The sequence below is a fragment of the Pseudomonas sp. genome, from assembly GCF_050739995.1.
Taxonomy (GTDB): domain Bacteria; phylum Pseudomonadota; class Gammaproteobacteria; order Pseudomonadales; family Pseudomonadaceae; genus Aquipseudomonas.
On the sequence record NZ_JBOICG010000728.1, the window covers coordinates 22,797 to 40,758 of the forward strand.

Consider the following 17,962-nt stretch of genomic DNA (forward strand, 5'->3'; position numbering starts at 1 on the left):
ATGAACATCACCGCGTTGATGAGGTTCGCCACGATCTTGTTGGTGAGCCTGTCGCCCATTTTCGCGGCCGCACTGGATGAGCCGCTCACGCTGCGGCTTTTGGGGCACTCGCATTTAGAGCATACCTACGCGGTGCTGCCTGAAACCGACTGGCGCTGGTTACGCGAACGACGAACGCTGGTGATGGGGATGTCTGCCCCTGATTACGCACCTTTTGACCAGACCAATAACAACGACGAACTCGAAGGGATCACCGCCGATTATGCCGCTCTGGTCGGGCAGATCCTGAACATCCCCATCGAGGTGCGGCGCTACGAGACCCGTGATGAGGTCATTGAAGCCCTCAAGCAAGGTGCCGTGGACTTCCTTGGCTCAGCCAATGGCTATGAAGCAGCCGACGCTAAACTGCTGCTGTCGCGTTCCTACGCCAATGATCAGCCCGCGTTGGTGACCCGCACCGGTGACAGTCAGGCACTGAGTAACGATCTGGCCGGTAAGCGCATAGCGATGCTCTACCACTATATGCAGCCGGCTGCGGTGAGGGCCTTCTACCCTCGTGCCCAGTTGGACCTGTACCCCTCGAGTTTCGAAGCCATCGGCGCCGTTGCATTTGGCCGTGCCGATGTGTACCTGGGGGATGCTATCAGTAGCAGTTTCCTGATCAATCGCAACCATCTCAATAATGTGCGGATGGCGGATTTTTCAGCCCTGGAAGTCAACCCTTTTGCCTTCGCGGTCGCCCGCGACAATACACGGCTGCTACCCATTCTCAATGCAGTATTGGCGGCGATCCCGGCCAGCGAGCAAATGGAAATCCAGCGTCGCTGGAGCGGTGGCAGTGTCGGGATTTTTGGAACAGGCCGACTGCACTTGAGCGTCAGCGAGCAACGCTGGTTGCAGAAGCATCCACGGGTCAAGGTGGTGGCGCTCGACAAATTCCTGCCGTTGTCGTTTTTCGATGACCAAGGAGAGTTCGAAGGGTTGAGCGCCGAGGTGTTATCGCGCATCAGCCTGCGCACTGGCTTGAAGTTCGATATGGTCCCGGGCAGCTCAATGCCGCGCCAGATCGACCAGGTCAGTATGGGCACTGCGGACATGCTGGCGGTGGTGACGCCCAGTGTCGAGCGCGCCGAGAAGATACGTTTCACCAGACCCTACCTCACCAACCCCTTTGTGTTGGTGACCCGTAGTGATGAGCACAGTCCGATCACGCTGGAGGATATGGTAGGCAAACGCCTGGCGCTGATCCCAGGCAATGGCCTGCGCGATACGATCAACCAGAATTTCCCGGGGATTGTATTTGTCGACGTTGAGAACCCGGAGCAAGCCATGGCGTTGGTGGCCAGCGGTGATGCAGACGGTGCGGTCAATTCGCTGATCGGCGCGCGTTACCTGATTGGGCGTTACTACCGCGGCCATTTGCGGGTTATCAGCACGGTCGGCTCCGAGCCTGCGCGCATTACGTTCGGGGTGAATCGCAGCCAATTGGAGTTGTACTCGATCCTCGACAAGGCATTACTGAGCATCACGCCAGAGGAAATGGATGAATTGATTGGCCACTGGCGCAGCGACATCATCATCGAGGACAGCTATTGGTTGCTCCACCGTAACGCGATTATTCAGGGTTTCGGGTTAGCTGCCCTGTTGCTGGTGGTCTCGCTGGGTTGGGTGTTCTATCTGCGCAGCCTGATTCGCAAGCGCGTTCAGGCTGAACGTGCGTTGAGCGATCAGATGCGTTTCATGAGTGTCTTGATCGACGGCACACCGCACCCGATTTATGTGCGTGACCGGCAGGGGCGGTTGATGGCTTGCAACAATGCCTACCTGGACGTATTCGGCTTCAAGCTTGAAGACGTGATCGGCAAGACGGTGGTGGAAACCGATGCCGGCAACTTACCGCAGGCCCAGTTGTTTCATGATGACTACCTGCGTTTGATGGCCGATGGAGAGCCGCAGATTTATGACCGGATACTCAAGGTGCCCAATGGTGACGTGCTGACTATTTACCAGTGGATGCTGCCGTACCGTGATGGTGACGAGCGGGTGGTGGGCATGATCGCCGGCTGGGTGGATGTGAGCGAGCGTCAACGGCTGTTGGGCCAGTTGCAGGAAGCCAAGGATGATGCCGATGCCGCCAACCGCGCCAAGACCACCTTTCTGGCGACGATGAGCCACGAGATCCGCACACCGATGAACGCGGTGATCGGCATGATCGAACTGGCCCTGAGAAATGCCGAGCAGGGCAAGGCCGACCGTGATGCACTGGAGGTAGCATCGGTCGCTTCGCGCGGCATGTTGGAGTTGATCGGCGATATTCTCGACATCGCACGGATCGAGTCCGGGCACTTATCGCTGGCATTGCAGCCGGCCAATCTGCATGAATTGTTGGCATCGGTGGTGCGCGTGTTCGAGGGACTGGCGCGGGCCAAGGGGTTAGTGCTGCACGTCGAACTGGACGCTATGAAGGGGTACACCGTGATGGTTGACCCACTGCGCTTCAAACAGGTGATGTCCAATTTGTTGAGTAATGCGATCAAGTTCACTGCCCGGGGGCAGGTGACGCTCGGCGCCCAGGCCACAGTCGAGGGCGACCATTTAAACGTGCAGTTATGGGTACAGGATACCGGTATCGGCATCAGTGCCCAGGATCAACAACGGCTGTTCAACCCTTTTGTCCAGGGCAGCAACAGTGAGCAGTCGGCCCGCAGCGGTTCTGGCCTGGGGTTGGTCATCAGTCGCAACCTGTGTGAAATGATGGGGGGGCATCTGCACCTGAGCAGTGTGTTGAGGCAAGGCACTCGGGTGGATGTGATGTTGACATTGGCGAGCACTGTTGCCGTGCCTGCCCAGGCTTTACCTGCGGCTGCGCCGACCCAGGCGTTGAATATCCTGGTAGTGGACGACTATCCGGCCAACCGCCTGCTGCTGGCTCGGCAACTGAGTGTCCTAGGCCATCACATCACCACGGCTGAAGACGGTATTCAAGGTTTTGAGCAGTGGCAGACTGGGCACTTCGACGGGGTCATCACTGATTGCAATATGCCGTTCAAGAACGGCTATCAGTTGACGCAGGATATTCGTGCACAGGAACGTGCGCAGGGCTTGATACCGTGCCTGATCCTTGGGTTCACCGCCAACGCCCAACCTGAAGAAACCGAGCGCTGCCGGGAGGCGGGCATGGACGGGTGCCTGTTCAAACCCACCGGGCTTGAAGATTTACGCGTTGCGTTGGCACCGCGCACCGTGAGCCTTTCCCCGCCTGAGGCCACGGCATTTGATCTGAGTACGCTGGCCGCGTTGGCCGAGGGCGATCCCCATGTACTTGAAGAGTTACTGATGCCATTACTCGACAGCCTCCAGGCCGATCGCACGCTATTGTTATCGCTGCAACGCCAAGCTGACTTCGCCAGGTTGCACGACCTGGCCCATCGTGCCAAAGGCGGGGCGCGGATGGTCAAGGCGCACGCGGTGATCCGTGGTTGTGAAACATTGGAGGCCGTGTGTGAAAGGCGGGACTGTGAAGCACTGGGGGCAGCGGTCAAGGAGGTGGGCGACGCGATCGATGATTTGCACCGTGGCCTGAGTACGTATTGCAAGCAGTTTTGACCACCGTTGATGCTCATTCGGTAGATTTGGGAGAACTCCTACACGAACGAGGAACATGCCTGATTTTGTCTTCGAAGTATGTCTGGAAAATGGGCGGCACTCACTGACGAGTATTGCCAGCCCAGGGACTTGCCATGCCGAACAAAGCACTGACCATCCTGATTGCCGATGAACAGCACTTGCAACGGCTGTACATCGAAAAAATGCTCAACCGGTTGGGGTATTACCGGATTGTTTCGGTGCAAACCTTTGACGAGGTCCAGATTCTCACGGCCATTCCGGCCGAACCCTTCGACGTGCTGATCATCAACGCCGGGCTGGCGGCCGGTGCCGAGGGGCCGAACCCCCAGGCCCACCATGTGCTGGTCTACGACCATTTAGACCTGGGCGCGCTCGCCGGTACAACGCCGGCGGTGCTGGTACGCCTTCCGGGTGTGCCGGACAACGTCAACCTGGAACATTTCATGGACATCATCGACCCACCCGAGACCACTCAAGGCCTGCGGGTGTTGCCGTGGCTGCGCGAGTTATCCCGAATGCCTGTGACAGGGGGTTAGTCCCACTTCGGCGCGATGCCTTTGGGGCTGGTCAAGCGGTGCCCGCGTTCCAGGCTGGCAATCTGTGCCATGTCGGCCGTACTCAAGGTCAGTTGCAGGGCCTGGAGGTTGCTGGCCAGGTTGGCGCGTTTAGTTGACGACGGGATTACCGCGTAGCCCTGCTGCATGGCCCAGGCCAGAGTGACTTGCGCCGGGGTGGCCTGATGGCGTTCGGCAATCTGCTGGATCACCGGGTCCTTGAGCACTTCGCCGTAGGCCAGGGTCATGTACGACGTAATCTGGATGCCATGGGCGGTGGCGAAATCCACCACCTTGCGGTTTTGCAGGTAGGGATGCAGTTCGATCTGGTGGGTGGCAATGTTCTCGGCGCCTACGGCGGAAATGGCCTGCTTCATCAAGTCGATGGTGAAGTTGGAGATGCCGATCTGGCGCGTCAGGCCCAAGCGCTTGGCTTCGAGCAACTGCCCCATGAATTCGGCAACGGGCACCTGGTTCTCCGGCGATGGCCAGTGGATCAGGGTCAGGTCCAGGTACTCGGTTTTCAGTTTGCGCAGGCTTTCCTTGAGGCTCGGGATCAGTTGGCCCTCGGCAAAGTTGGCGATCCAGATCTTGCTGGTGATGAACAGCTCATCACGCGGCACGCCACTGTCGGCAATGGCCTGGCCGACTTCCGCTTCGTTCTCGTAGATCTGCGCCGTGTCGATGACGCGGTAACCCAGTTCCAGGCCGGTGCTGACGGAGTCGATGACCACTTGGCCTTGCAGGCGGAAAGTGCCAAGGCCAAAGGCCGGAACGTTTTGTGTGGGAAGAGACATCGGTAACTCCTGAAGGGCGATAAGCAATGGCGTCGAGTATCCGCCCGTCGTTCTTTCGGAAAAACCGTCGAATCCGAAAAGGACTCTTGACCGCAAGTCACGAATCAAAACGTCGGTGGCGTAATGACCCAGATCACCCGCGTATCCACCTTGCCTGGGTTGCCATACCGATGGGGCTCACTGCTGGCGAAGCTGAAGCTGTCACCCTCACTCAGCAGAAAGTGCCGCTCACCCACCCACAACTCAAAACATCCACTCAATACGTAGCCGGCTTCTTCACCCTCATGGCTGTAACTCTGCTGACTGTAGGTGCCGGGAGGAAAACACGAGTGCAGCATCTCCAACTGGTGGTTGGGCAAAGGTGTCAGCAACTGGTCGACGATTCCGTCTTCATAGCGGATGCTCTGACGGTTGTCCTGGCGCACCACATAACCTTCATCCGCCGGGGCCGGAGCGTTGTCACTGGCGAAGAACCACTGGATAGTCACGTCCAGGCTGCGGGCGATATTGAACAACGCCGGAATCGACGGATACGCCAGGTTGCGTTCCAGTTGGCTGAGATAGCCAGCGGTCAGTTCACTTGTCTGTGCCAAATCCGTCAGCGTCATGCCGCGTGCCTTGCGCAAGCCACGGATGCGCGTGCCGAGAAACAGGGGCTGGGATTCGTCGTTCAAAGGTTCCACGCTACTTTGAGTCCTTCGTAAATGGCTTCTTCGGCGGTGCGCGGCGCCAGACAGTCGCCGATGCGATCAAACGGCACCAGTCCCTGCAGCTGCGCGCCCAGAGTGTCCACCGGCTGGTGGCCCTGGCACAACACCAGGCTGTCGATATCCTCCAGCAGCATCGGCTCGCCGCTGGCAGTGTGCTGCAGGTAGACCGTACTGTCGTCGCAGCCGTAGAGGCGGGCGTAAGGGATGATCGGGATACCCAGCCGATGCAATTCGCCGGCGAGTTGATCGCGCACATACAGTGGCAGGTTTTCGCCACAGTGGGTGCCGTTGACTGCCAGTTGCACGTGATGCCCGGCGCGTACCAGGCGTTCGGCAATGCCGGGACCGATCCAGTCGCAACGCCAGTCGACCACCACCACGGAGCGGCCCAGGCTGACTTGATCGCGCAATACCTGCCAGGCATCCACCACTTGCAGTTCGCCGCCTTGTTCGAAGTTTGGCCAGTAAGGCTCGGCGCCGGTGGCAATGATCACGTGATGAGGTTGCGCCTGTTCCACCAGGGCACGATCCACTCGGGTGTTGCGCACCACCCGCACCCCGGCCAACTCCATCTCGCGTTGCAGGTTGGTACTGGCGCCGCCGAACTCGCTGCGCCTTGGCAGCAATTGCGCCAACAGGATTTGCCCACCCAGTTGGCTGCCTGCTTCGTACAGCGTCACCTCATGGCCCCGTTGCGCCGCCACGACCGCTGCCTTCATCCCCGCCGGGCCTCCGCCGACCACCATGATGCGCTTTCGCTTCTGCGCGGGTTGCAGGTGACTGAACATCAATTCGCGACCCGTTTCAGGATGCTGGATACAGGAAATCGGCAAGCCTTTGTGGAAGTGGCCGATGCAGGCTTGATTGCAGGCAATGCACGCCCGTACATCCTCGACACGCCCCTCCAGGGATTTGGTCGGCATCAGCGGGTCGCAGATCAGCGCACGGGTCATGCCGCACACATCCGCCTGGCCCCGCGCCAGGATCTGCTCGGCTTCCTGTGGCTGGTTGATCCGACCGGTCACGAACAGTGGAATCGACAGGCTGGCCTTGAACGTCGCGGCTTCATCCGCGAGGTAGGCGGCGGCAATCGCCATCGGCGGCACGATATGGATCGCACCACCCAGGGACGCCGAGGTACCGGCGACGATATGCACATAGTCCAACTGAGCCTGCAGGCTCTGCACGGCCTCCAGGGATTCGCTTTCGGTGAGGCCCTCGGCGTCGCGCTCGTCGGCGCAAATGCGCAGGCCAATGATGAATTGTTCATCGGTGACGGCCCGCACCGCCGCGATGATTTCCCTTAAAAAACGCAAGCGTTGCTCAAGACCACCGTTGTAGCCATCGGTGCGTCGGTTGACCCGTGGGTTGAGAAACTGCGCTGGCAGATAGCCGTGGCTGGCAACCACTTCCACACCGTCAATTCCGGCCTGATACAGGCGTCGGGCCGCCGCGGCATAACCGGCCACGATCTCATCGATCATCGATGCTTCAAGCGCTCGCGGCATCACCCGAAACCGTTCGTTGGGCACCCCCGACGCCGAATAAGCCACGGCCAGCAAGCCGTCGGCCGACTCCATGATTTCTCGCCCCGGATGGAATATCTGCGACAGCACCACTGTGTCGTGAGCGTGGCAGGTCCTGGCCAGTTCACGGTAGCCCACGATGCAGTCATCGTCGGTGGCCATCAGCACGTGAGAGGTGTAGCGGGCGCTGTCATGCACCCCGGCAACCTGCAGCACAATCAGGCCCACGCCGCCTTCAGCCCGCGCCCGGTGGTAGGCGATCAATTGTGGGTTGACCCGATTGTCGGTGGGCATCGACGTGTCGTGTCCGCTGGACATGATGCGATTTTTCAGGCGCTTGCCCCGCAGTTGCAGGGGCTCGAACAGATGGGGAAAGGCAGCGTGCGACATGGTGCGGATACTCCAGGCGCTGTTATTGTTATTTTTCTATAGGAGGCGAGTGTCAGTAAAAAATCAACTTGTTTTTTTACTGGGCCCTGGATTAGCGTCACCCTCACCATCCCCATGCCTGGAGAATAAAAATGACTCACTCCACCGAGCAGCAACTGCGCGAACAACTGGCTGCCTGCTACCGACTGATCGCCCACTACCGCATGAGCGACCTGATTTTTACCCATATCTCGGTGCGGATTCCCGGGCCCGAACATCACTTCCTGATCAATCCCTACGGGCTGATGTTCGATGAGATTACCGCGTCAAGCCTGGTGAAAATCGACCTGAACGGGCATGCCGTGGAGCCTTCGCCTTATGCGGTGAACCCGGCCGGTTTTGTCATCCACAGCGCGATCCACGGCGCACGCGAGGACGCCCAGTGCGTGCTGCATACCCATACGCGTGCCGGGTGTGCGGTGGCCGCGTTGGAGTGCGGGTTGTTGCCGGTGAACCAGATCTCCATGGAGTTCTACGGCAAGGTGGCTTACCACGACTACGAAGGTGTGGCCCTGGATATGGATGAGCAACGCCGACTGGTTCAGGACTTGGGCGACAAGCCGGTACTGATGCTGCGCAACCACGGTTTGCTGACGGTGGGTGAAACGGTCAGCCAGGCATTTCTACGCATGTACTACCTGGAAAAAGCCTGTGATATCCAGATCGCCGCCCAGGCGTGCGGTACGTTGGTGTTGCCGTCTGCCGAGGTCTGCGCCTACACCGAACAACAATTCAATAACCCGGGGCGGCCGCTGGATGAAGGCGAGTTGAGCGACCCGGACGCCATGCAACTGGCTTGGGCGGCGTTGCTGCGGATGCTGGACCGAGTGTCGCCGGGCTATCGTGACTGAGGTAGAGTCATGGCTGCCGACTCAACCGAAGGAACACGCCGCATGACCCAGGAAACCCGTTTCTCCCGAATGGACCCGGAAACGCGCAAGGCGAATCTGGTCCAGGCGACACTCACCTGCCTCAAACGGGATGGTTTCCAGGGCGCCTCGATCCGCAAGATCAGCGCTGAGGCCGGGGTGTCGGTGGGGCTGATCAGTCATCACTATTCGGGCAAGGATGAATTGGTGGCCGAGGCTTATCGCACGATCACCGCCCAGGTCATGGGCTTGTTGCGCGCGAACATGGCCAAGGCGCTGCCGCAGCCTCGGGAGCGGCTGTCGGCGTTGTTCAAGGCTTCGTTTTCCGCTGAATTGCTCGACCCACAATTGCTGGATGCCTGGCTGGTGTTCTGGGGGGCGGTCAAGACGGCGCCGGCGATCAATCTGGCCCACGAACACTCCTATGGCGAGTACCGCACCATCATGCGCTCGGCCTTGACCGACATGGCCAGGGAGGAGGGCTGGCAGCATTTCGATGCCGACCTCGCGGCTATCGGCCTGAGTGCATTGCTCGATGGGCTGTGGTTGGAGTCGGGGCTCAACCCCGGCACGTTCACGCCGGAGCAGGGTATCCAGATCTGTGAAGCCTGGGTCGACGGCTTGCAGGGCGCGGGCCGCCAACGTTATCAGCTCAAACCCTGAACCCTTTCTTCACTGCCTGGACGCAAGGTTCAGGCCGGCCTTTGCCCGCTGAAAATATTTGCAGTTTGCCGATTGCCTCCTTGCTGAACACTCGTTTAGTATCTCGCCATGTCGCACCCCTCACGCCAAATAAAATAATTCGAGGACGCCATGACTACCGATTCGCCCGTGCTCAACCAAGTGCAAGCCGGCGTTGCCTGGATCACCCTCAACCGTGGTCCGCAACGCAACGCATTGGACATCCCGACCCTCAAGTACCTGCATCGCTTGCTCGACACATTCAACGCCGACCCCGGCGTGCGGGTAGTGGTGTTGACTGGCAGCGGCCGCAGTTTCTGCGCCGGTGCCGACCTGGCGGAGTGGGCTGATGCCGAAGCCCGTGGCGCCCTGGAAACCTACGGTTGGACCGAAACCGCCCACGCCCTGATGACCCGCCTGCACAGCCTCGACAAACCCACGATTGCCGCAATCAACGGCACTGCGGTCGGTGCCGGGATGGACCTGACGCTGTGCTGCGACCTGCGCGTCGCCGCCCAATCGGCGCGCTTCAAGGCTGGCTACACCAGCATGGCGTACTCGCCGGACGCCGGCGCCAGTTGGCATTTGCCGCGCCTGATCGGCAGCGAACAGGCCAAGCGGTTGCTGTTCCTCGATGAACTGTGGAGCGCCGACCGCGCGCTGGCTGCCGGGCTTGTCGGCGAAGTGGTGGCCGATGAACAACTGCACGCTCACACCCTCGAATTGGCTACGCGCCTGGCCAACGGCCCGACTTTCGCCTTCGCCCAGACCAAAGAACTGATCCGTAATGGTGCCGAGCGCAGCCTCCCCGAACAGCTGCAGGCCGAGTTGGCGGCTGGCCTGTTGTGCGGCCGAAGCGCCGACGGTGCCGAAGCGCTGCGCGCTTCCATGGAAAAACGTCTTCCGATTTTCTCCGGCCAATAAGAACAACACACAGGTAGCGCCATGAATTTCCAACTCAGCCAAGAACAAGACATGTTGGTGGACGCGGTACGCAGTTTTGTCGCCAAGGAATTATTGCCCCATGAAGAGGCGGTGGACCGGGCCGACGCCGTTTCGCCGGAACTGGCCGCGCAGATCCGCGACAAAGCCATCGCCGCCGGTTTCTACGCCTTCAACATGCCAGAAGAGGTTGGCGGCGGTGGCCTGGATTACCTGTCCCAGGCGCTGATCGAGCGCGAGTTGTCCAAGGTCTCATGGGCGCTGCATGTGTTCGTTGCACGGCCGTCCAAGATCCTGATGGCCTGTACCGGCGCGCAGATCGGCGACTACCTGCTGCCTTGCGTGCAGGGCAAGAAAATCGACTGCTTCGCCCTGACCGAACCCGGTGCCGGCTCCGACGCCAATGCGATCAAGACCCGCGCCGTGCGCAGTGGCGATGATTTCGTGATCAACGGCAGCAAGCACTTCATCAGCCATGCCGGGCACGCCGATTTCGCCATTGTGTTTGCGGTGACCGACACCTACGAACACAACGGTCGCCAACGCAATGCGGTGACGTCATTCCTGGTGGACCGTGGCACCCCCGGCATGACCATTCGCCGTGGCCCCAAGTGTGTGAGCAACCGTGGTTATCACACCTATGAAATGTTCTTCGACGACTGCCGCGTCCCTGCGTCCCAGGTGCTCGGTGAAGTGGGTAAAGGTTGGGACGTCGCCAACGCCTGGCTCACCGCCGGCCGCGTGATGGTCGCCGCCAACTGCGTCGGCCAGGCCCAGCGTGCGTTGGACGTGTCGCTGCAATGGGCGGCGGACCGCAAGCAGTTCGGCCAACCCATCGGCACTTATCAAGGCGTGAGCTTCAAACTGGCCGACATGGCCACGCAGATTCGCGCCGCCGAACTGTTGACCCTGCACACCGCCTGGAAGATGGACCAAGGCAGCATGACCGACGGTGAAGCCGGCATGGCCAAGCTGTTTGCCAGTGAAACCCTGGGCAAGGTCGCTGATGAAGCCGTGCAGATATTCGGCGGCATGGGCTTGATGGATGAAGGGCCGGTGGAGCGCATCTGGCGCAACGCACGGATCGAGCGGATCTGGGAAGGCACCTCGGAAATCCAGCGCCACATCATCGCCCGTGAACTGCTGCGGCCGCTGTTGCGCTGATCGGCGCGGAGAACGCTTATGTCCCAGGTTATTCGCGACAACCTCAAGCGCCTGCTGGCGCCCCGGCACTTGGCATTCGTCGGCGGGCGCAGCATGGCCCGTGCGCTCAAACGTTGTGCCGACGGTGGTTTCAGCGGCCCGATGTGGCTGGTCAATCCGCAGCATGACAACCTCGATGGCATTCCCTGTGTGCGCCGCATTGCCGATTTGCCGTGCGGCCCGGACGCGGTGTTTATCGCCACCAACCGCGAGCTCACGCTGGCGTGCGTTGCCGAGCTGGAGGCCATCGGGGCCGGGGGCGCAATCTGCTACGCCTCGGGGTTTGCCGAAACCGGCGCCAGTGGTGCAGTGATGCAACAGCAGCTGTTAACAGCGGCAGGCGACATGGCCTTGCTCGGCCCCAACTGCTACGGCCTGCTGGACTACTTGCACAGCGCGGCATTGTGGCCGGTGGCCCACGGCGGCAAAGCGGTGGAGAAGGGCGTGGCGGTGCTGACCCAAAGCGGCAACTTCGCCTACAACCTGTCGATGAGCGATCGTTCGCTGCCGGTGGCCTATATGGTCTCGGTGGGCAACCAAGCGCAATTGGGCGTTGCCGAGTTGATGGATGTGCTGCTCGATGAGCCGCGCGTCACTGCCATCGGCCTGCACCTGGAAGGCTTGAAGAATGTACCGGATTTTGCCCGTGCGGCGCACAAGGCGCTGGAGAAGGGCATTCCGATCATCGCCCTGAAAACCGGTGTGTCGCAGATCGGTGCCGAGTTGGCGCTGAGTCATACCAGTTCGTTAAGCGGCTCCGATGCGTTGTACGACAGCCTGTTTGCGCGGCTGGGCGTCATTCGCGTCAGCGGGCCGGTGAGTTTCGTCGAAACCCTGAAGGCCGCCGCCTGCGGCAATCTTCCAGATGGCAACAGCCTCATCGCGTTGGCCTGCTCGGGCGGTGACGCGGGACTGATCGCCGACTACGCCGAACGCAATCACTTGGCTCTGCCGGCACTGGACGATGACCAGCGTGCTGAGCTGGCCCAGGTACTGCCCAGCTATGCCAACCTGGTCAACCCGCTGGATTTCACCACCGCTATCTGGGGCGACCGTGAAGCGCTCAACGCTATGCTCGACACCGCCCTGCGCACCGACGCCGACGCGGCGATGCTGGTGTTGGATTACCCGGCTGAATTTACCGGCGAGCGCAAGGAGTGCGACCTGTTGCTGGCGCTGTTCTGCGACGCGCTCAAGCGCCATGGCAAGAGCGGTTTTGTCACCTCGGCCTTTCCCGAGTTGCTGCCGCCCCATGCCCGTGAGCGTCTGCATGCCCAAGGCATTGCCGCGCTGCAAGGTGTAGAAGATGCGCTTACGGCCTGGGGGCGGATTGCCGACTATCAACGCCATCGTCGCGTGTTGCTGGAGCGGGGTGAGTCGATCCTCGTTCCGCTATGTCCGCAGGCCCTGGCAAGCCAAGGCGTAGCCCTGGACGAGTGGGCGTCGAAGCAGGCGCTGCGCGCTTTTGGCTTGAACACTCCCGAGGCTGTGTTGAGTACGCCGGAACACGCGCTCAGTGATGCGCAACGCCTGGGTTACCCGTTGGTGCTCAAGGCTGTCAGCGCCGAGCTACCCCACAAGACCGAAGCCGGTGCCGTGGTGCTGAACCTGCAAAACGGCATGGCCCTGACCGCTGCGCTTGCGCAGATGCGCGAGCACCTCGGTGCGTATGCACCCCATGTCGTGTTTGACCGTTTGCTATTGGAAACCATGGCCACGCCACCGCTGGCCGAGTTGATCGTGGGTATCAAGCGCGAAAACAACTTTGGCCTGGCCCTGGTCATCGGCGCCGGGGGCATCCTGGTGGAACTGCTCAAGGACAGCCGCAGCCTGCTGCTGCCCACCACCGACGATGCCATCCGCCACGCCTTGCTCAGCCTGCGCAGCGCCGCGTTGCTGCAAGGCTTTCGCGGGCGTGAAGTGGTGGATATGAACGCACTGGTGGCGGCTATCCGCGCGGTGGCGGACTACGCCTGCACTCACGTCGGGCAGTTGCTGGAGCTGGATGTGAACCCATTATTGGTCGATGCCCGAGGCGCTACGGCGGTCGATGCATTGATTCGTCTAGGAGATGACCATGCACGATAAGACGATGACAGGCGGCCAGGCTCTTGTGCGCTTGCTGGCCAATTATGGCGTCGATACGGTTTTCGGCATCCCCGGGGTGCACACCCTGGAGTTGTATCGCGGCCTACCCGGCAGTGGCATTCGCCATGTGCTCACACGCCATGAGCAGGGCGCCGGCTTTATGGCTGATGGTTATGCGCGGGTCAGCGGCAAACCGGGCGTGTGTTTTGTGATCACCGGCCCTGGTGTGACCAATGCCGCCACGGCCATCGGCCAGGCCTACGCCGACTCGATTCCGATGCTGGTGATCTCCAGCGTCAACCACACCGCCAGCCTCGGCAAAGGCTGGGGCATCCTGCACGAGACCCAGGACCAGCGGGCGATCACCGCGCCGATCACGGCATTTTCAGCGGTGGCGCTGAGTACCGAAGATTTGCCCGAACTGGTTGCCCGTGCTTATGCGGTGTTCGACAGCGAGCGGCCACGGCCGGTGCATATTTCGGTGCCATTGGATGTGTTGGCGGCGCCGATCAAAAGGGACTGGAGCCACGAGGTGGTGCGCCGCCCTGGACGTGGCCTGCCATCGGCCGAGGTGCTGGAGCAAGCGGTGGCCAAACTCGTGGCAGCCAAGCGCCCGATGATCATCGCCGGTGGCGGTGCGCTGGCGGCGGGCGAAGCCTTGCAGCGCTTGAGTACGCGACTGGCCGCGCCGTTTTTCACCAGTGTCGCCGGTAAGGGACTGCTGCCGAGCAATGACCCGCTGAATGCCGGCGCCACGCTGTGCGTCGAGCCCGGCTGGCAACTGATCAGCGAGGCCGATGTGGTGCTGGCCGTCGGTACCGAGATGGCCGACACCGACTATTGGCGCGAGCGTTTGCCTATCAAGGGCGAGCTGCTGCGTGTGGATATCGACCCGCGCAAATTCAATGATTTTTACCCTTGTGCCGTGGCGTTGCGCGGCGATGCTCAGCAGACACTATTGGCGTTGCTGGAACGCCTGCCAACACCACCGCGTAACGCTGACGCGGCCATGCAAAAGGTCGCGGCATTGCTTGAGGCCATCGAGCTGGGCCATGGCCCTTTGCAGTCCATCCACCAGGCCATTCTCGATCGCATCGAAGCCGAGCTTCCCGCCGACGCCTTTGTCAGCAGCGACATGACCCAATTGGCCTACACCGGTAACTATGCCTATCGCAGTCGCGCGCCGCGCAGTTGGCTGCATCCCACCGGCTACGGCACCTTGGGCTATGGCTTGCCGGCGGGCATCGGCGCCAAATTCGGCGCGCCGCATCGGCCGGGTTTGGTGTTGGTGGGCGATGGCGGTTTTCTCTACACCGCTCAGGAACTCGCCACCGCCGTTGAAGAGCTGGACAGCCCGCTGGTGGTGCTGCTGTGGAACAACGATGCGCTTGGCCAGATCCGCGACGACATGCTGAACCTGGACATCGAACCCATCGGCGTACTGCCGCGCAACCCGGATTTTGCGCTGTTCGCCCAGGCGTTCGGCTGCACGGTAAACCAACCCAGGAACCTGGATGAATTGCAGACGGACTTGCGCAACGGTTTCAAACGCAATGGCGTGACCTTGATCGAGCTGAAGCACGCCTATGCCTGTTGACCTTTAGAGGAGCAAGACCATGAGCGAAAACAACAACAAAATGACTCAAGCGATGCACCGACGGGACTTTCTCAAACACAGCGCTGTCGCGGGTGCGGTGGCGGCGGCGTTGTCCATGGGCCTGCCGTTGCAGGCGTTCGCTGAAGAGGTGGCGCCCAAGCCGGGCGGCGTGTTGCGCCTGGGCCTGGCCGGGGGCAGCACCACCGATTCGCGTGACCCTGGCTCCTGGGTCGACACGTTCACCTTTGTCGGCTTTTCGGCGGTGTACAACACGCTGACCGAAATCGCCGTTGACGGCACCGCTATTCCTGAACTCGCCGAACGCTTTGAATCCACCCCGGATGCGCGGGTATGGACCTTCCATCTACGCCCGGGCGTGACCTTCCATAACGGTAAAAACCTCACCGCCGAGGATGTGGTGGTTTCGATCAACCACCACCTGAGCAAAGACTCCACCTCAGCGGCCAAGACCGTGCTCGGCGATGTTGCCAGTGTCAGTGCCAAGGGCAGTGATACGGTGGTGTTCGAGCTGCATTCAGGCAATGCCGACTTCGCTTATGTGGTCGCCGATTACCACCTGGTGATCATGCCCGCCAAGGACGGCGCAGCCGATTGGCAAGCCGGCGTGGGCACCAGCGGCTACCGCCTGAAAAGCTTCGAACCTGGCGTGCGCATGGACCTGGAGCGCAACCCCGACTACTGGAAGCCTGGCCGGGCACATTTCGCCAGTGCCGAGCTGTTGGCCATCGCCGACGGCGCCGCGCGGGTCAATGCGCTGGTTACCGGGCAAGTGGATGTGATCAACAAGGTTGACCTGAAAACCGTGGCCTTGCTCAAGCGCAACCCAAGCCTGGTGATCGAAGAAACCAAAGGCGCCCAGCACTACACCTTCCCGATGCTATGCGACAGCAACGAATTCAAGAACAACGACATCCGCATGGCGATGAAGCATGCGATCAACCGCGAAACGTTGCTCGCCTCGGTGCTGCACGGCTATGGCCTGGTGGGTAACGACCACCCGATCCAGCCTGGCAGCCGCTTTATCAACGCTGCCCTGGAGCAACGTGCCTACGATCCGGACAAGTCGCGCTTCTACCTGCGCAAGGCTGGCGTGGACGCCCTCAAGGTACGCCTGCAAGCCTCCGACGCCGCCTACACCGGCGCGGTGGATGCCTCGGTACTGTTCAAGGAGCAAGCGCGTCAGGCCGGTATCGATATCGACGTGGTACGCGAGCCAGCCGACGGGTTCTTTTCCAACGTATGGATGAAGCAGCCGTTCACCACCTCGTTCTGGTACAGCAGCCTGACCGCCGACCGCATGTTCAGCATCGGCTACGCCAAAGGCGCGGCCTGGAACGAAACCCACTGGGACAACACGCGCTTCAACCAACTGCTCACCGCCGCCCGTGGCGAGATGAACGCGCCACTGCGCCAGGAGATGTACAACGAGATGCAGGCGTTGTGCAGGGACGATGGCGGGGCGATTGTGCCGCTGTTTGCCAGCTCCGTGGCGGCACGTTCGAACCGGGTAATGCATGGCACGCAAACGGCGCCCTATGGTGAGTTGGATGGGCTGCGCTTGATCGAGCGGTGGTGGCAGGCATAGAGATTCTCCAGACAATGAACATCCAAAATGTGGGAGCGGGCTTGCTCGCGAATGCGCAGTGTCAGCCGGCACATGTGTTGCTGACCCACTGCATTCGCGAGCAAGCCCGCTCCCACAGTGGATTTGTGGTGGTTGCTCGAAGGTGTTTTTATGAATAGCTTGTTGAAACTGGTCCTCCAACGCCTGGCTCTCGGCCTGCTGTCGCTGTTCGCCGTCTCGGTGATCATCTTCCTCGCCGTGGGCATGCTGCCCGGCGACATCGCCCAGGCCATGCTCGGTCAGTCCGCCACACCTGAAACGGTGGCAGCCTTTCGTGCGCAATTGGGGCTGGATCTGCCGCCACTCACACGCTTTGTGCAATGGCTGCTGCGCCTGTTGCACGGCGATCTCGGCGCATCATTGGCCAACCAGCGACCCATCGCCGAGCTGATCGGTGCGCGCTTGGGCAATACGCTGAGCCTGGCGACATTGGCGGCACTGGTCTCGGTGCCCACGGCCTTGGTGCTGGGGATGCTTGCGGCGTTGTATCGCAATAGCTGGTTCGACCGCCTGCTCAACACCTCGGCATTAAGTGCGGTGTCGTTCCCCGAGTTCTTTGTCGCTTACCTGCTGATCCTGGTGTTCTCGGTGAAGCTCGGCTGGTTCCCGAGCCTGTCCAACCTGGCGCCGGATGCGTCCCTGGGCACGATCCTGGAGCGCTCGGTATTGCCGGTGGCGACCCTGAGCCTGGTGGTGATCGCACAGATGATGCGCATGACCCGCGCCTCTCTGATCAACCTGCTCGCCAGCCCCTATATCGAGATGGCCCGGCTCAAGGGCATCCGCCCGTCGCGGATTATCTGGAAGCACGCCTTGCCCAATGCGCTGGCGCCCATCGTCAACGTGGTGGCGCTGAACCTGGCGTATCTGGTGGTGGGGGTGGTGGTGGTCGAGGTGGTGTTTGTCTATCCAGGTCTGGGCCAATTGTTGGTGGATTCGGTGTCCAAGCGCGACATTCCGGTGGTGCAGGCCTGCAGCCTGATCTTTGCCGCCACCTACATCGTGCTCAATACCACGGCCGATGTGCTGTCGATTGCCAGCAATCCACGCCTGATGCATCCGAAGGGGTAAGCCATGAGCCTGATCAAACAACTGCTGCGCGCGCCCTTGAGCGCCAAGTTCGGCCTGCTGGTGATTGTCCTGTATGTGCTGGTGGCGCTGTTCGCCCCGGTCCTGGCGCCCTATGGCGAGACCCAGGTGGTGGGCGAGGGCTTCGCGCCCTGGGGCGGGGAGTTTCTGCTGGGTACCGATAACCTCGGGCGCGACATGTTCAGCCGTCTGGTCTATGGCGCCC

13 protein-coding genes and 1 pseudogene are annotated in these 17,962 nt (G+C 61.1%); 11 read left to right on the plus strand and 3 right to left on the minus strand.

Annotation, left to right across the window (positions count from 1 at the left end; all coding sequences use genetic code 11):
- Both ACRESD_RS24540 and ACRESD_RS24545 read left to right on the plus strand, forming a co-directional pair.
- Entirely contained in the window at window positions 1–3,606 is a 3,606-nt protein-coding gene (locus ACRESD_RS24540; protein WP_431753276.1) for a transporter substrate-binding domain-containing protein, read from the plus strand.
- Window positions 3,607–3,740: 134 nt separating this feature from the next.
- The gene (locus ACRESD_RS24545; RefSeq protein ID WP_431753277.1) at window positions 3,741–4,163 is read left to right on the plus strand and encodes a chemotaxis protein CheY; all 423 of its coding nucleotides are present in this window, start codon (window positions 3,741–3,743) and stop codon (window positions 4,161–4,163) included.
- On the opposite strand, the gene dkgB is transcribed toward ACRESD_RS24545, so the two are convergent.
- The 3 genes from dkgB to ACRESD_RS24560 all read right to left on the minus strand — a co-directional run bounded on the left by dkgB (window position 4,160) and on the right by ACRESD_RS24560 (window position 7,604).
- The gene (dkgB, locus tag ACRESD_RS24550; protein ID WP_431753278.1) at window positions 4,160–4,978 is read right to left on the minus strand and encodes a 2,5-didehydrogluconate reductase DkgB; all 819 of its coding nucleotides are present in this window, start codon (window positions 4,976–4,978) and stop codon (window positions 4,160–4,162) included. The genes ACRESD_RS24545 and dkgB overlap by 4 nt on opposite strands.
- Window positions 4,979–5,082: 104 nt before the next feature.
- A complete protein-coding gene (locus tag ACRESD_RS24555) occupies window positions 5,083–5,661 on the minus strand; it encodes a cupin domain-containing protein (RefSeq protein WP_431753279.1) in 579 nt (192 codons plus the stop codon).
- The gene (locus ACRESD_RS24560) at window positions 5,649–7,604 is read right to left on the minus strand and encodes an FAD-dependent oxidoreductase (protein ID WP_431753280.1); all 1,956 of its coding nucleotides are present in this window, start codon (window positions 7,602–7,604) and stop codon (window positions 5,649–5,651) included. Before ACRESD_RS24560 ends, ACRESD_RS24555 begins: the two co-directional genes overlap by 13 nt.
- Before the next feature lie 131 nt (window positions 7,605–7,735).
- Here ACRESD_RS24560 and ACRESD_RS24565 point away from each other — a divergent pair, with 131 nt between their 5' ends.
- The 9 genes and pseudogenes from ACRESD_RS24565 to ACRESD_RS24605 form a co-directional block, all read left to right on the plus strand.
- Entirely contained in the window at window positions 7,736–8,494 is a 759-nt protein-coding gene (locus ACRESD_RS24565; protein ID WP_431753281.1) for a class II aldolase/adducin family protein, read from the plus strand.
- 42 nt (window positions 8,495–8,536) lie between these two features.
- Window positions 8,537–9,175 carry a TetR family transcriptional regulator C-terminal domain-containing protein gene (locus ACRESD_RS24570; RefSeq protein ID WP_431753282.1) on the plus strand — a complete coding sequence of 213 codons (639 nt, stop codon included), beginning with the start codon at window positions 8,537–8,539 and terminating at the stop codon, window positions 9,173–9,175.
- Between the two features lie 150 nt (window positions 9,176–9,325).
- Window positions 9,326–10,117, plus strand: a complete 792-nt coding sequence (locus ACRESD_RS24575; RefSeq protein WP_431753283.1) for an enoyl-CoA hydratase/isomerase family protein — start codon at window positions 9,326–9,328, stop codon at window positions 10,115–10,117.
- A 21-nt stretch (window positions 10,118–10,138) separates the two neighbouring features.
- Window positions 10,139–11,299, plus strand: coding sequence for an acyl-CoA dehydrogenase family protein (locus ACRESD_RS24580; RefSeq protein ID WP_431753284.1), 1,161 nt, complete (start codon window positions 10,139–10,141; stop codon window positions 11,297–11,299).
- Window positions 11,300–11,317: 18 nt separating this feature from the next.
- Window positions 11,318–13,426 (plus strand): acetate--CoA ligase family protein, encoded by a 2,109-nt coding sequence (locus ACRESD_RS24585; RefSeq protein ID WP_431753285.1) that lies wholly within the window; start codon window positions 11,318–11,320, stop codon window positions 13,424–13,426.
- Window positions 13,416–15,023 carry a 5-guanidino-2-oxopentanoate decarboxylase gene (locus ACRESD_RS24590; protein WP_431753286.1) on the plus strand — a complete coding sequence of 536 codons (1,608 nt, stop codon included), beginning with the start codon at window positions 13,416–13,418 and terminating at the stop codon, window positions 15,021–15,023. Before ACRESD_RS24585 ends, ACRESD_RS24590 begins: the two co-directional genes overlap by 11 nt.
- 19 nt (window positions 15,024–15,042) lie before the next feature.
- Complete coding sequence (locus ACRESD_RS24595; protein WP_431753287.1) at window positions 15,043–16,629, plus strand: ABC transporter substrate-binding protein; 1,587 nt, start codon at window positions 15,043–15,045, stop codon at window positions 16,627–16,629.
- A gap of 150 nt (window positions 16,630–16,779) precedes the next feature.
- A complete protein-coding gene (locus tag ACRESD_RS24600; RefSeq protein ID WP_431753288.1) occupies window positions 16,780–17,739 on the plus strand; it encodes an ABC transporter permease in 960 nt (319 codons plus the stop codon).
- 3 nt (window positions 17,740–17,742) lie between these two features.
- Window positions 17,743–17,962 (plus strand): annotated as a pseudogene (locus tag ACRESD_RS24605) (ABC transporter permease); the annotation flags it as partial.